The organism is Streptomyces tyrfis, assembly GCF_037034285.1.
In the GTDB taxonomy this organism is placed as follows: domain Bacteria; phylum Actinomycetota; class Actinomycetes; order Streptomycetales; family Streptomycetaceae; genus Streptomyces.
Window position 1 is genome coordinate 40,961 of sequence record NZ_JBAGJZ010000036.1, and the last position, 14,008, is coordinate 54,968.

The following is a 14,008-nucleotide window of genomic DNA, read 5'->3' on the forward strand; positions in this document are numbered from 1 at the left end:
AGGGAGACGCGGGCCGTGCCACCTGGGCCGAAGGCCCTCTCTTCGCCGTGTCGGTGTGCTCGCGGCACACTGGAAGGATGCCGAACCTCCTGGAACTGCTCTCCTCCCCCGGCCTGGACGGGCTCCGCCCGCTGGTGGGTCCGCTCGACGCGGTGGAGGTCACGGGCGTGCGCCTGGAGCGGCGCCCGGACCGGCTCGCCGCGCTGCCCGCCGGGACGGTCGCGGTGCTGCTGGCGCCGGTGCCCGGGCATCTGCTGGACGTGGCGGTGCGGGACGCGGCGGCCGCGGGGGCCGCCGCCCTGGTGCTGACGGGGGTGGCCGAGGCGCCGCACGGGCTGCCCGCCGAGGTGACGGCGACCGCGCGGGCACTCGCCGAGCGGGGCCGGGTCGCGGTGCTGTACGCGGAGGGGGATCTCGCCGCCCTGGTGGTGGCGGTGGAGCGCGCGACGGCCGGGTCGGCCGCGGACGCGCTGGCCCGGGTCGCCGCCGCGGCGCGGGAGGTGACGGCCGCCGCCGGGGACCCGGAACGGGTGGCCGCCGCCGCGTCCCGGGCGCTGGGTCTGCCGGTGGAACTGCGGGCGGCGGGGCCCGGCGAGGAGGGGGCGTCCGCGGCCGGGCCGGACGGCGAGATCCGGCTCGCGGCCCCGCCCCGGCCCGGTCACGCCGGGTCCGCGGTGCGGGCCGTCCTGGCGCTGGCGGCCCTCGCGGCGGCGGGCGGCGGGCACGACGACGTCCCCGTGCGCTCCCGGGGCCGGCTGCTGGCCGAGCTGCTGGTGGCCCCGAGGGACCGTACCGCCCGGCTGGCCGCCCGGGGCCGGGCGCTGGCGCTGCCGGTGGACGGCTGGCACATCGCGCTGCGGGTGGAGGCCGCCGGTCTCGACGCCGCCGACCGGCCGAAGGCGCTGGACGCGGTGATGTCCCAGGCGCTGACCCTGCTGCGGGCCTGGGACGCCTCGGCGGGGCCCGCCGCGCCCGCCGCGCCGGCCGCCGACGCGGTGCAGTGGAACGCCGCCCTGGTCGACGACGCCCTCGTGCTGCTGAGCACCTGGCCCGCCGACCCGGGGGCGGACGGGCGGCGCGCCGTCCTGGCCCGCGCCCGGCGCGTGGTGGACCGGCTGGGCGGGCCGCGTCCGGAGGCCGGGCTGCGGTGCGGGGTGGGCTCGCCCCACCGGGGGCCGCTGGGCATCCGCACCTCGGCCCGGGAGGCACGGGCGGCCGTGCCGCGCGGCGCCGGCCCGGTGGTGGCCGCGCACGACGCGGTGGGGCTCGACCGGATGCTGCTGGAGTGGTACGCCTCCGACACCGCCCGCGAGGCGGTCGCCGAACTCCTCGCTCCCGTACTGGCGTTGGGCCCGGAGCGCGCCGAGCCGCTGGTGCGCACGCTCCAGGGCTATCTGGACCACAACAACTCGCCCGCCCGCGCGGCCGAGGCGCTGCATCTGCACCGCAACGCGGTGGGCGCCCGGATCCGCAAGGTCGCCCGGCTGACGGGCGCCGACCTGAACGATCCGGACGTCCGGCTCGCGCTCCAACTGGCCTGCCGCGCGAGCCTGTCCGCGCCGCACGGCGACGCGCCCGCGCCCGCGGCCGGGGCGACGGACGACGGCCGGACGCCCCGGCCGCCGGCCGACCGCTGAGCGCCTGCCGCCTGCCGCCTGCCGGACCGCTGACCGCCTGTCGCAGGCCCCCCGGGGGGCGCGATCCGGCCGGGCGCCGCGGTGTCCGGGACCGTCCGTCCGCGCCCGGGAGTGGTTGACGCGTCGTCGAATCGCCTGTTCCACTGGGCGGATGAGCCCTCTGCTGCGGCTGGTCACCCGTGACCACATCGACTTCGGTCGGGTGTGGTCCGCCTCGTGTCGTCCCTGACCGCTTCCGCGCCGGCACGACACACGACCGTCCCTCCCAGCACGAGATGAGGCTCTGCCATGCCCGTCGAGTTTCTCGGCATCGCGGCGACCAACCAGGGCTCCGAGGTGACGCCCCGTTCCGGGGCGTCCTTCGACAAGGAGTACACCCTCCGGCTGGCCCGCGCCCATGAGGACCACGGCTGGGACCGGGTGCTGTTCGCCTACGGCTCCGGTTCCCCCGACCCGTCCCCCGCCGCCGCCTTCGTCGCGGCCCGCACCGAAAAGCTCCAGATCCTGGTCGCCCACCGCCCCAACGTCTCGTACCCGACGTTCGCGGCCAAGACCTTCGCCACCCTGGACCGCATCAGCGACGGCCGTCTCGCCGTGCACTTCATCACCGGCGGCGACGACCGCGAACAGCGGCGCGAGGGCGACTTCCTCACCAAGGACGAGCGGTACGCGCGCACCCGCGAGGCCATCCGGATCATCAAGCGGGCGTGGACCTCGCACGAGCCCTTCGACCACGAGGGTACGTACTACCGCTTCCACGACTTCGTCAGCGACACCTTCCCCGTGCAACGGCCGCACCCCCGGGTCTCGTTCGGCGGTTCGTCGCCCGCGGCGTACGCGGCCGGGGGCGCCGAGGCCGATGTCTACTGCCTGTGGGGCGAACCCCTGGCACAGACCGCCGAGCAGATCGCCTCGGTGAAGGCGGCGGCGCTGGCGGCGGGCCGCACCGACACGCCGAGGATCCAGGTGGCGTTCCGGCCGATCATCGCCCCGACCGAGGAACTGGCCTGGGAGAAGGCGCATCGCACCCTGGACCGGATCAGGGCCCGCGGGGCCGGTGCGCGGCCGGGCCGCCGTCACCCGTCGCAGGCCCCGGAGAACGCCGGGTCCCAGCGGCTGCTCGCGGTGGCGGCCGCGGGCGAGCGCCACGACCGGGCGCTGTGGACGCCGACCGCGGCGGAGACCGGCGGGGCGGGCAACTCGACGGCTCTGGTGGGCACTCCGGAGACCGTGGCGCGGGCCCTGCTGGACTACTACGACCTGGGCGTGGAGATCCTGTCCGCGCGCGGCTACGACCTGCTGGACGACGCGATCGACTTCGGACGGCACGTCATCCCGCTCGTCCGGGAGGAAGTGGCCAGGCGGGACGCGGCCCGCGCCGCCGCCTGACCCCGGGCGGGCGGCGAACGTCCACGGGCCCCGGGCGGACCGGCGCACCCCGCGGGCGCCCGGCCCGCCCGGGGCCCGCCGTGCCGCCCGGGCGCCGGGTCAGCCCACGGAGCTGTAGGCCACCACTCCGCGCAGCACCGCGTCCATCGCCTTGCGCGCGCTCCGCGCCACGGTGCTCCCGTCCCGGGGGGCCGCCGCCTCGATCTGGCCCAGCACGTCGATCACCTGCTTGCACCACCGCACGAAGTCCCCGGCGGGCATCTCCGCCTCGCCCAGCACCTCGTCCAGGGAGCGCCCCGACGCCCACATGTGCACCGCCCAGGCGAAGCCCAGGTCGGGCTCGCGCTGCCCGACCCCCTCCGCCTGGTTGATCTTGAACTCCTCCTCCAGGGCGTCGAGCCTGCCCCAGATCCGGACCATCTCCCCCATCGCGGTCCGCGCGGCCCCCGACGGCAGCTTGGGCGCGACGGCGTCGTCGGCCTGCCGGGCCTCGTACACCAGCGCCGAGACGCAGGCCGCGAGTTCGGCGGGGTTGAGGCCCTCCCACACACCGGCCCGCAGGCATTCGCTGGCCAGCAGGTCGAGTTCCCCGTAGAGGCGGGCCAGCCGCCGCCCGTGCTCGGTGACCTCGTCGGCCCTCAGATAGTCGAGCTCGGTGAGCAGGGCCACGATCCGGTCGAAGGTGCGGGCGATGGTGTTGGTGCGCCCCTCGATGCGGCGCTCCAGCTGCCGGGTGTCGCGTTGGAGCCGGTGGTGGCGCTCGGCCCAGCGGGCGTGGTCCTCGCGCTCGTCGCACCCGTGGCAGGGGTGCGCGCGCAGGGCTGCCCGCAGGCGGGCTATCTCCCGGTCGTCGGCGGCCGGGGCCCGCCCCTTGCGGTGCCGCTCCGGCGGAATGTGCCCCGCCTTGGTCCGCAGGGCGGAGGCCAGGTCGCGGCGCGACTGCGGCGAGCGCGCGTTGAACGACTTCGGCACCCGCATCCGCTCCAGCGCCCGCACCGGGACCGGGAAGTCGATCGGCGCCAGCCGCTTCACCTGCCGCTCGGCGGTCAACACCAGGGGCCTGGGCCCGTCGTGGTATTCGATCCCGCGGTGCCCGTTGGTCCGGCCGGCCGGCAGCCCGGGGTCCAGGACCAGCGCCAGCCCGGCGAACTTGCCGGTGGGCACGTGGATGACGTCGCCGGGCCGCAGCTTCTCCAGGGAGGCCGCCGCCTCGGCCCGCCGCTGGGTCGCGCCGCGCTTGGCGAGCTCGGTCTCGCGGTCCTTGAGCTCGCGGCGCAGCCCCGCGTACTCCGCGAAGTCCCCGAGGTGGCAGGTCATCCCCTCGCGGTAGCCGGCGAGCCCCTCCTCGTTCCGCTGGACCTGCCGGGAGATCCCGACCACCGACCGGTCGGCCTGGAACTGCGCGAAGGACGTCTCCAGCAGCTCGCGCGAGCGGTGCCGCCCGTACTGGTGGACCAGGTTGACCGCCATGTTGTACGAGGGCCGGAAGCTGGACCGCAGCGGGTAGGTGCGGGTGCCGGCGAGGCCGGCCAGGGCGCCCGGGTCCATGCCGCGCTGCCACAGGACCACGGCGTGGCCCTCCACGTCGATGCCGCGCCGTCCGGCCCGCCCGGTCAGCTGGGTGTACTCGCCGGGCGTGATGTCGGCGTGCTGCTCGCCGTTCCACTTGACGAGCTTCTCCAGCACGACCGAGCGCGCGGGCATGTTGATGCCCAGGGCGAGGGTCTCGGTCGCGAAGACCGCCTTGACCAGGCCCCGCACGAACAGCTCCTCGACGACCTCCTTGAACGTGGGCAGCATTCCGGCGTGGTGCGCGGCGATGCCCCGCTCCAGTCCTTCGAGCCACTCGTAGTAGCCCAGGACGTGGAGGTCCTCGCCGGGGATGGAGGCGGTGCGCTCCTCGACGATCTCCCGGACCAGACGGCGCCCGGCCTCGTCGTTGAGGCGCAGCCCAGCCTGCAGACACTGCTGCACGGCGGCCTCGCAGCCCGCCCGGCTGAAGATGAAGGTGATCGCGGGGAGCAGCCCCTCGGCGTCCAGCCGGTCGATGACCTCCGGCCTGGACGGGGTCCACATCCGGCTGCGCTGGCGCCGCTCGCGCTCCCGGTCCGCCTCGCGGACCATCTTGCCGCGGCGGCGCTCGCGCGGGTTGTACGTCCGCTGGTTCTCCATCCGGGCCAGCCGGATGAGGTCGGGGTTGACCTCGCGGCGGGCGGTGCCGCGGCCGCCGTGGTCGCTCTCCTCCTCGAAGAGGTCGTACATCCGGCGGCCCGCCAGCACGTGCTGCCAGAGCGGCACGGGGCGGTGCTCGGAGACGATCACCTGGGTGTCGCCGCGGACGGTGTCCAGCCAGTCGCCGAACTCCTCGGCGTTGGACACGGTCGCGGAGAGCGACACCAGCGTCACGGATTCCGGTAGGTGGATGATCACTTCCTCCCAGACGGCGCCCCGGAACCGGTCGGAGAGGTAGTGCACCTCGTCCATCACCACGTAGCCGAGGCCGCGCAGCGCCTGCGAGCCCGCGTACAGCATGTTCCGCAGGACCTCGGTGGTCATGACGACCACGGGGGCGTCGCCGTTGACGCTGTTGTCGCCGGTGAGCAGGCCGACCTTGTCCGGTCCGTAGCGCCTGACCAGGTCCGCGAACTTCTGGTTGGACAGGGCCTTGATCGGCGTGGTGTAGAAGCACTTGCGGCCCTGCTGGAGCGCGAGGTGCACGGCGAACTCGCCGACGATCGTCTTGCCCGAGCCGGTCGGGGCGGCGACGAGCACGCCCTTTCCGGCCTCCAGGGCCTCGCATGCCTCGATCTGGTAGGGGTCCAGACCGAATTCGTACAGCTCCCGGAAGGGCGCGAGTGCGGTGGCCAGCTCGGCGGCACGGAGCCGGGAGGCCTGGTATCGCTCAGCGGGTGAGAGGTCCTCTGTCATCTTGTCCCCGAGCCTACCCGTCCCCCCTGACAGCGGCGCGATCTTTAGGAACCGGTGGACGGACGGGGCCCGAGCACCCGCACCGCGCCCGGGACGCAGGTCACGGTGAGCGGCAGCTCCCCCAGGGGTTCGCCGTCCGCGTAGGCGGTGACGCCGGCGGCGGCCAGCTCGACCGAGGAGACCCGGTGCGCGGTCACCACGGGGTGGTCGAGATGGGTCCCGCGGTAGACCCGGGGGAAGACCTTGAGGAGCGTGGCCCGGCTGCAGTCGCCGACGACGGTCACGTCGAGGAGCCCGTCGTCCATGACGGCGTCGGCGCAGATCCGCATGCCGCCGCCGTACGAGGCGCCGTTGCCGACGGCGACGAGCGTGGCCTCGATCTCGCGGACCGGGCCGCCGTCCAGTCGCAGGCGGTACGGGACGGGCCGGAACGCGGCGAGCTCGGCGAGGACCGCGAGGTCGTACTTGAAGCGTCCGCCGACGAAGCGCATCCGGTTGCCGCGGTCGTTGACCCGGGAGTCGAAGCCGGAGGCCAGGACGGACCCGAACCAGCGGTCCCCGGCCCTGCCGAGGTCGATCGCGCGGACGTCGCCGCCCTTGAGCGCCTCGGCGGCCAGCCGTCCGGCGGCCGCCGGGTCCCTGATCGGCATGCCCAGGGCGCGGGCGAAGTCGTTCCCGGTGCCGACGGCGACGACGCCGAGCGGGGTCGTCGTCCCGGCGAGGGCGCGCAGGGCGAGGGACATCATGCCGTCCCCGCCGACGGTTATCAGCGCGCCGGTGCCGCCCGCGACGGCCTCCCGGGCGCGCCGCAGCGCGTCGGGGGCGTCCGCGCCGAGCACGGTGCGCACGGAGAATCCCGCGTCCCGCAACGCGGACGCGGCCGGTCGCGCGGCTCGCGCGCCCCGGCCGCGTCCTGCGGTGGGATTGACGAAGAGGGTGATCTCGCTGGTCACCCGGGGGACCCTACAAGGTCAGGTGATGTCGTCGTAACCGTTGACCCGGTCCCGGTCCCGGTCCTGGTTCGCCCCGCCCGGCAGCGGGCGCCCGGTGGAGACCGGTTCGATCTCGCCGATGTCCTCGGGGGTGAGGTCCAGCTCCGACGCCTCGTCGTCGCCGGGGCCCTCCGCCTCGCGCCGCGCCTTGCGCCGGTCGTTGACGAGGGAGATCGCCGTGGCCACGAAGTACAGGACCCAGATCGGTCCGGCGAGCAGCAGCATGCTGACCGGGTCGGTGCTGGGGGTGGCCACCGCCGCGAAGACCGTGATCCCCATGATCATGCCGCGCCACCAGCCGAGCATCCGCTTGCCGGTGAGGATCCCGCCGAAGTTGAGCATCACGAGCAGCAGCGGCAGCTCGAAGGCGAGCCCGAAGACCACAACCATGCGCGTGATCAGATCCAGCAGCTCGTCCAGCGGCAGCTGGTTGTCGAGATCGGCGGGCGAGAAGTCCAGGAGCACCCGCGCCATCGTGGGCAGGGTCTTGTAGGCGAAGAAGCCGCCGGCGAGGAACAGCGGGAAGCCCGCGCCCACGAAGGCGAGGGAGTACTTCTTCTCGTGCCGGTGCAGCCCGGGCGCGACGAAGGCCCACAGCTGGTACAGCCAGATCGGCGAGGAGACGACGACGCCCGCCATCAGGGAGACCTTGAGGGCCAGCGTGAACGGGGTGAGCAGACCGTTCAGGACGATGCGGGCGCAGGTGCCGTCTTCCCTCTTGGCGAGTTCGGCGAAGCTCGACTCGCAACCGACCGACTTCAGTACCGGGTTGGTGAAGAACTCGATGATCCCCTTGTAGAAGAAGGCGGCGACGATCGTGACGACGACGATCCCCAGCAGCCCCTTCGCCAACCGGTTGCGCAGCTCACGCAGGTGCTCCACCAAGGGCATGCGGCCCTCGGGGTCCCTCTCCTGCTTGCGGGCAGACTTGAGCAACCCACGTCCTCATCTCGTACAGCAGGCCGCCACCCGTTCCGGGCGCCTGCGTCGGCCCGTTTCTGTCAGCGCTTGGTCGAGTCACTCGGCTCGGCGACCGGGCGGGAACTCGTCACGTCGCCCGGCGCGGCCTTGATGGTGCGCGGGGCGGCCTGGTCCTGGGCCTGGTCGTTGGAGGCCGGCTCGGCCGGGGTGGCCGACGGGGAGCCCTCGGACTTCATCGCCTTGGCCTCGCTCTTCAGGATGCGGGCCGACTTGCCGAGCGAGCGAGCCATGTCAGGAAGCTTCTTCGCGCCGAACAGCAGAACAACGACGACGAGGATCAGGATGATCTCGGGAGCGCCGATTCTTCCGAACATAAGCGTGTACCTTCTCACCGAGGCAGCGGGGGTGGGGCGGACCGGACATCCGACGGACGACCGGTCGTCGTACTGTCAGCGATCGTATCCCGCGGGAGTGAACACGGGGCAATACCCGTGCGTCCCCGCGGCGACGGCCCACGCCTCGCTCTCCGGGCCGCCTCAGCAGCGTACCTGCCGAGTCCGGGAAACAGGAGGGCGCGCCCTGGCCGATGGATCACCCCAGGTCACAAGGGTGTGCGGACGCGCGGGACCGGGGGCCGGGCCCCGCCCGCAGCGGCGAGGTCCGTCGCGGCCCGTTCCAGGTCCTCGGCGGCCCGGTTGATCCGCTCGGCGGTCCGGGCCACCTGCCGTCCCAGACGCCGGACCTCGATGAAGACCCTGACGCCCAGCACGCCGAGAACGGCGATGCCGAGGAATCCCAGGGCGACGGCGAGCATGGGCCAGAACATGCGCGGAGCCTCGCTGTGTGTTCTCAGGGCCGTCCCCCTCGTCGGCGGGACGGCGCAGGGCGTCGGATGTGGTGCGTCGCACGGCGCGGAAGCGCCCGCGCACGGTGGTGTCCGGGCGATCCGGCCACGCGGCGCGTGCGACGGCGGTGCTACAGACTGCTGTGGAGGCGCAGCGTCCGCACACCGCCGTGGGTGAGGAGCTCGACTATCCGCTCCCCGGCGGGTTTGCGGACGGCCGCGCCGCACTCCGGACAGGTGAAGGAGTAGAACGTGGTACGGCGGCTGGCGCCCACGGCGAGCCGGATCGCTCCCGCCGCCAGCTCGAACCGCTCCCGGCAGTCCGGACAGGCCGCCTTGAAGCGCACGGACTCCGGAACCACGGTCGGCGTACCTGACATCGCAGGCATATCGCTCACTTCTCCCTCGAACTGTCCGCTCGGACCGGGTCGTCATAGGCGGCGAGCGCGGCACGGGCCGCGTCCTGTGCGCTCCGCGCCAGGTCCGGCGGGGAGACGATGCGGCCCTCGCCGCCGAGTCGCAGCGCGAGTCTGCGCAGCGAGGCCGGGTCGGGCGTGCGCAGGGTGATCCGCAGTCCGCCGTCCGGCAGTTCCTGGGCGGTGTCGTGCGGGTAGTACTCGGCGACCCACCGTCCGCCGGGGCCGACCTCGACCACGACCTCCGGGTCCTGTGCCGACGGCTGGACGAGCCCCGCGGACAGGTCGCGGAGTTCGAGCTCGGGCGGCGCGGCCGGGGCGTCCAGCAGCCGGATCTCGGCGACCCGGTCGAGCCGGAAGGTGCGCCGGTCCTCGGAGGAGCGGCACCACGCCTCCATGTAGGTGTGCCCCACGGCGAACAGCCGGATCGGGTCCACCTCGCGCTCGGTGAGCTCGTCGCGGGCGGGCGAGTAGTAGCGCAGCCACAGCCGGCGCCGCTCCGAGATCGCCCGGTCGACCTCCGCGAAGACCCCGCCCTCGGACTCGAAGGTGACCGAGAGCCGCGAACTCGCCGCCCCCACCTCGCCGGCGGCGGTCTCCAGCTTCGCGGTGGCCCGCAGCAGCGCCTGCCGGTCGCTCTCGCGCAGCCCCGGCAGCGTGGCCACGGCGCGGGCGGCGACCAGGAGCGCCGTCGCCTCGTCGGCCGCCAGCCGCAGCGGCTCCGCGACGTCGTCCGGGTTGTGCCACCAGATCCGGTCGCCGTCGGTGTCGATGTCCAGCAGGTCGCCGCCGCGGAAGCTCGTCCCGCACATGGGCAGCACGTCGAGGTCCGAGATCAGCTCGTCCTCGCTGATCCCGAACGCGCGGGCGACGTCCTGGACGTGGGCGCCGGGGCGCTCGCGCAGATAGGTGACCAGGGAGAGCATCCGCCGGGTCTGGTCGATCGCGTTCGTGGCCATGAACGGGCCCCCTCAGTCCTTGGCCACGGCGCGCAGCCGGTCCACCACGTCGGCCCGCAGGTCCGCGGGCTCCTGCACGACGACGTCCGGGCCGAACTCGACGAGCCAGGCGTCCAGTCCGTGTCCGTACGGGATCTCCAGCTCGTCCCAGCCGTCGCCGAGTTCGCGGACCGAGACGGCGCGCGAGCGCAGCGGGTATCCGGCGCCGGTGCGCAGCCTGATCAGCGCGGTCCGGGTGGCGGTCTCCCCCGCCCAGCTCTCCACGGTCTCGCGGACGGTGACCACGTCGGGCACCTCGGCGGTGAACGTCCCGGCCTGCCGGGAGCGCACCCTTCCGGTGATCCGGGAGAGGCGGAAGACCCGCTCGGCCCGGCGTTCCCGGTCCCAGCCCGCCAGATACCAGTGGCCGCGCCAGCACTCCAGGGTCCAGGGCTCGACCTGGCGCGTCTCGGGCCGGGCGGCGTTGGCCTTGCGGTAGTCGAAGGTCACCGGGCGGCGGTCCCGGCAGGCCAGCATCAGCGGCTCGAACGCGGCCTCGTGCACCGGGATCCGGGGCTCCAGGGCGCTGTGCACCTCGTAGGCGTCCTCGGCCTCCGGCATGCCGGCCGCCCGCAGCTTCTGCAGCGCGCCGCTGGCCGCCCCGGCGAGCCGGGCCTGCTGCCAGACCTTGGCGGCCAGCCCGAGCGCGGCGGCCTCCTCGGCGTCCAGGGTGATCGGGGGCAGCCGGTTGCTGTCGCGGCGGGCGAGGTAGCCGATGTCGCCGTCCAGGCTCTCCACCGTCTCGATGACCAGGCCGAGCTCGCGCAGATCGTCCTTGTCGCGCTCGAACATGCGGTTGAAGGCGTCGTCGGAGCCCGCTTCCAGGTACGCCTCGATCGAGCCGCGGAGCTCGCGCTTGCTCAGCGGGCGCCGGGTTCCCAGCAGGCACAGGGCCAGGTTCATCAGCCGCTCGGCCTTGGCGATCGCCATCGACGCCCTTTCTGTTCCGCTCTACGATCGTCGACCGTACCGCTATGCGGTGCCGGGACAAAAGCGAGGGCCCGCGCCTTGCGGCACGGGCCCTCGTGGCGTGGGAGACGCGGCTCAGACGGCGACCAGGTCGCAGACGAAGATCAGCGTCTCGCCGGGGGCGATGCGGGCCCCGGCGCCGCGGTCGCCGTACGCGAGGTGCGCGGGGATGGTGAGCTGGCGGCGGCCGCCGACCTTCATGCCCTGCACGCCCTTGTCCCAGCCCGCGATGACCTGCCCGACGCCGAGCTGGAACTGCAGCGGGGTGCCGCGGTTCCAGGAGGCGTCGAACTCCTCGCCGGTGGAGAAGGCCACGCCCACGTAGTGGACGGAGACGGTGTCGCCCGCCTTGGCCTCCGCGCCGTCGCCCTCCCAGATGTCCTTGATCTCCAGGTCGGCCGGCGGCTCGCCACCCGGGAAGTCGATCTCGGGCTTCTCGATGCTCACTGAGGTGCTCCTCTTGATGATGAACTGCGCAACCGGGACAGTCTTACATCTTCGCCAGCAGGTCCACGGCGAAGACCAGGGTGGACTTCGCGGGGATGGTCTGCTGCGCCTGGTCGCCGAAGCCCTGGTCCGGCGGGATGACGAGGAGCACCCGGCTGCCGATCTTCTTGCCGACCAGACCGTTCTTGAGGCCCTTCAGGGTCACCTGGGCGAGCGGGAAAGTCTGCGTGCGGCCCGCGGTGTAGGTGCTGTCGAACTCCTTGCCGTCCTTCCAGACCAGGCCGACGTAGTTCACGATGACGCTGTCGGTGTCCTTGACGACCTCGCCGTCGGACTCCAGGACGTAGTCGGAGACGAGCTTCGTCGGCGGGGCGCTCTGGGAGGGGATGGTGACCTTCGGGGCCTTGCCGTCCGTGTTGGTGGCGACCTTCGGCAGGGCGGGGTCGTTCTGGGCGACCGCGGTGCCCTTGGCGGAGGCCGGGATCTGCGTCGCCTTCAGGATGTCGACGACGAAGACCAGCGTGGAGTTGGGCTTGATGTCGCCCTGGCCCTGCGCGCCGTACCCGAGGTCGGGCGGGATGACCAGCTGGACCCGGCTGCCGACCTTCTTGCCTGCGAGGCCCTTGTCCCAGCCCTGGATGACCATGCCGGCGCCCAGGGTCAGGTCGAAGGGCTTGCGGTCGAAGCTGTTGTCGAAGGGCTTGTCGGAGTCCCAGGACTGTCCGAGGTAGTTGACCTGGACGGCCTCGCCGTTCTTGATCTCGGGTCCGTCGCCCTGGCTGAGGACCCTCGTCTTCAGCTCCTTGGGCGGGGTCCCGGATCCCTTGGCCAGGGTGGGCTTCTCCCCGAACTTCGCACCCGCAGTGATCGCGGGGAACCCGTCCTTGGAGGCGGAAGCTGATTCGGAGCCCTTGTCGTTGCCACAGGCCCCTGTCAGCAGCAGCAGGGGGACGACGAGAAGGCCGGCAAGTCGGCGCACGTGTTCCTCAGATCTCAGACGGCACTGTTGGTTGGGTCCCGGACACTCTAGGGCGTGCGCGGGGCCCCGTACGAGAAACGTACGGGGCCCGCGTCGCGTCACCCTCCGGCGGGATCCGGCGCCGCCTCACATCCCGGCGATCAGCTTCTCGACCCGGTCGTCCACCGAGCGGAACGGGTCCTTGCACAACACGGTGCGCTGCGCCTGGTCGTTGAGCTTGAGGTGGACCCAGTCGACGGTGAAGTCCCGCCGCTGCTCCTGGGCCCGGCGGATGAAGTCCCCGCGCAGCCGCGCCCTGGTGGTCTGCGGGGGCACGGACTTGCCCTCGAAGATCTTCAGGTCGTTGCAGACGCGGTCGGCCTGTCCCTTGCGCTCCAGCAGGTAGTACAGGCCCCGCCGGCGGTGGATGTCGTGGTATGCGAGGTCTATCTGGGCGACCCGCGGATGCGACATCGTCATGTTGTGCTTGGTCCGGTACCGGTCGATGAGCTTGTACTTCATCACCCAGTCGATCTCGGTGTCGATCCGGTCGAGGTCCTGGGTCTCGATCGCCTCGAGCGTGCGGCCCCACAGGTCCAGGACCCGGGCGACCGTGCCGGTGCGGATGCCCCGGCGGTCGACGAAGTCGACGGCCTTCTCGTAGTACTCGCGCTGCACCTCGATGGCGGACGCCTCGCGGCCGCTGGCCAGACGCACCTTGCGCTGGCCGGTGGTGTCGTGGCTGACCTCGCGGATCGCCCGGATCGGGTTCTCCAGCGTCAGGTCCCGCATCACCGTGCCCGCCTCGATCATGCGGAGCACGAGGTCGGTCGCGCCGACCTTGAGCAGCATCGTCGTCTCGGACATGTTGGAGTCGCCGACGATGACGTGCAGGCGGCGGTAGCGCTCCGCGTCCGCGTGCGGCTCGTCCCGCGTGTTGATGATGGGCCGGGACCGGGTGGTGGCGGAGCTGACGCCCTCCCAGATGTGCTCGGCGCGCTGGCTGACGCAGTAGACCGCGCCGCGCGGCGTCTGCAGCACCTTGCCCGCGCCGCAGATCAGCTGCCGGGTGACGAGGAAGGGAATCAGGATGTCCGCGAGCCGGGAGAATTCCCCGTGCCGGGCCACGAGATAGTTCTCATGGCATCCGTAGGAGTTTCCCGCAGAGTCGGTGTTGTTCTTGAAGAGGTAGACGTCGCCCGCGATTCCCTCCTCGTGCAGGCGGCGTTCGGCGTCGACGAGCAGACCTTCGAGAATGCGCTCACCGGCCTTGTCGTGGGTGACCAGTTCGGTCAGGTTGTCGCATTCGGGGGTTGCATATTCCGGATGCGATCCCACGTCGAGGTAGAGGCGGGCGCCGTTCCGCAGGAAGACATTGCTGCTGCGGCCCCATGACACGACACGGCGGAAGAGGTAGCGCGCCACTTCGTCAGGGGACAGTCGGCGCTGTCCCCTGAACGTGCACGTGACGCCGTACTCGTTCTCCAGCCCGAAAATGCGGCGGTCCAT

The 14,008-nt window shown here is 72.8% G+C and carries 13 protein-coding genes; 2 read left to right on the forward strand and 11 right to left on the reverse strand.

Translation table 11 applies throughout. From position 1 onward, the window contains the following. The first annotated feature begins 77 nt into the window (after positions 1–77). Both WA762_RS24915 and WA762_RS24920 read left to right on the forward strand, forming a co-directional pair. Positions 78–1,637 carry a PucR family transcriptional regulator gene (locus tag WA762_RS24915; RefSeq protein WP_335938530.1) on the forward strand — a complete coding sequence of 520 codons (1,560 nt, stop codon included), beginning with the start codon at positions 78–80 and terminating at the stop codon, positions 1,635–1,637. Between the two features lie 288 nt (positions 1,638–1,925). Continuing rightward, positions 1,926–3,026, forward strand: coding sequence for an LLM class flavin-dependent oxidoreductase (locus WA762_RS24920; RefSeq protein WP_335938531.1), 1,101 nt, complete (start codon positions 1,926–1,928; stop codon positions 3,024–3,026). Between the two features lie 99 nt (positions 3,027–3,125). On the opposite strand, the gene WA762_RS24925 is transcribed toward WA762_RS24920, so the two are convergent. The 11 genes from WA762_RS24925 to pafA all read right to left on the reverse strand — a co-directional run bounded on the left by WA762_RS24925 (position 3,126) and on the right by pafA (position 14,008). Further along, positions 3,126–5,954 (reverse strand): DEAD/DEAH box helicase, encoded by a 2,829-nt coding sequence (locus WA762_RS24925; protein WP_335938533.1) that lies wholly within the window; start codon positions 5,952–5,954, stop codon positions 3,126–3,128. 44 nt (positions 5,955–5,998) lie between these two features. Continuing rightward, entirely contained in the window at positions 5,999–6,907 is a 909-nt protein-coding gene (locus WA762_RS24930; RefSeq protein WP_335938535.1) for a diacylglycerol kinase, read from the reverse strand. A gap of 18 nt (positions 6,908–6,925) precedes the next feature. Further along, positions 6,926–7,882: a twin-arginine translocase subunit TatC gene (gene tatC, locus WA762_RS24935; protein WP_335938537.1), complete on the reverse strand. Its 957-nt coding sequence runs from the start codon at positions 7,880–7,882 to the stop codon at positions 6,926–6,928. A gap of 65 nt (positions 7,883–7,947) precedes the next feature. After that, a complete protein-coding gene (gene tatA, locus WA762_RS24940; RefSeq protein WP_335938540.1) occupies positions 7,948–8,241 on the reverse strand; it encodes a Sec-independent protein translocase subunit TatA in 294 nt (97 codons plus the stop codon). A gap of 227 nt (positions 8,242–8,468) precedes the next feature. Then, positions 8,469–8,693, reverse strand: a complete 225-nt coding sequence (locus tag WA762_RS24945) for a hypothetical protein (RefSeq protein WP_335938541.1) — start codon at positions 8,691–8,693, stop codon at positions 8,469–8,471. Positions 8,694–8,842: 149 nt separating this feature from the next. Then, positions 8,843–9,100 carry a hypothetical protein gene (locus tag WA762_RS24950; protein ID WP_335938542.1) on the reverse strand — a complete coding sequence of 86 codons (258 nt, stop codon included), beginning with the start codon at positions 9,098–9,100 and terminating at the stop codon, positions 8,843–8,845. A 5-nt stretch (positions 9,101–9,105) separates the two neighbouring features. Continuing rightward, complete coding sequence (locus tag WA762_RS24955) at positions 9,106–10,086, reverse strand: helix-turn-helix transcriptional regulator (RefSeq protein WP_335938543.1); 981 nt, start codon at positions 10,084–10,086, stop codon at positions 9,106–9,108. Between the two features lie 12 nt (positions 10,087–10,098). Then, positions 10,099–11,055: a helix-turn-helix transcriptional regulator gene (locus WA762_RS24960; RefSeq protein WP_335938544.1), complete on the reverse strand. Its 957-nt coding sequence runs from the start codon at positions 11,053–11,055 to the stop codon at positions 10,099–10,101. Positions 11,056–11,169: 114 nt separating this feature from the next. Next, positions 11,170–11,541 (reverse strand): FKBP-type peptidyl-prolyl cis-trans isomerase, encoded by a 372-nt coding sequence (locus WA762_RS24965; protein WP_335938545.1) that lies wholly within the window; start codon positions 11,539–11,541, stop codon positions 11,170–11,172. 43 nt (positions 11,542–11,584) lie between these two features. Beyond that, positions 11,585–12,520, reverse strand: coding sequence for an FKBP-type peptidyl-prolyl cis-trans isomerase (locus WA762_RS24970; RefSeq protein WP_335938546.1), 936 nt, complete (start codon positions 12,518–12,520; stop codon positions 11,585–11,587). 126 nt (positions 12,521–12,646) lie between these two features. Further along, positions 12,647–14,008, reverse strand: a complete 1,362-nt coding sequence (gene pafA / locus WA762_RS24975; RefSeq protein WP_335938547.1) for a Pup--protein ligase — start codon at positions 14,006–14,008, stop codon at positions 12,647–12,649.

Bases quoted from the DNA above. Each gene is read 5' to 3' on its own strand.
- WA762_RS24925 (WP_335938533.1), bottom strand. From the start codon at position 5,954: ATGACAGAGGACCTCTCACCCGCTGAGCGATACCAGGCCTCCCGGCTC.
- WA762_RS24945 (WP_335938541.1), bottom strand. From the start codon at position 8,693: ATGTTCTGGCCCATGCTCGCCGTCGCCCTGGGATTCCTCGGCATCGCC.
- WA762_RS24960 (WP_335938544.1), bottom strand. From the start codon at position 11,055: ATGGCGATCGCCAAGGCCGAGCGGCTGATGAACCTGGCCCTGTGCCTG.
- WA762_RS24950 (WP_335938542.1), bottom strand. From the start codon at position 9,100: ATGCCTGCGATGTCAGGTACGCCGACCGTGGTTCCGGAGTCCGTGCGC.
- WA762_RS24915 (WP_335938530.1), top strand. From the start codon at position 78: ATGCCGAACCTCCTGGAACTGCTCTCCTCCCCCGGCCTGGACGGGCTC.
- WA762_RS24955 (WP_335938543.1), bottom strand. From the start codon at position 10,086: ATGGCCACGAACGCGATCGACCAGACCCGGCGGATGCTCTCCCTGGTC.
- WA762_RS24920 (WP_335938531.1), top strand. From the start codon at position 1,926: ATGCCCGTCGAGTTTCTCGGCATCGCGGCGACCAACCAGGGCTCCGAG.
- pafA (WP_335938547.1), bottom strand. From the start codon at position 14,008: ATGGACCGCCGCATTTTCGGGCTGGAGAACGAGTACGGCGTCACGTGC.
- tatA (WP_335938540.1), bottom strand. From the start codon at position 8,241: ATGTTCGGAAGAATCGGCGCTCCCGAGATCATCCTGATCCTCGTCGTC.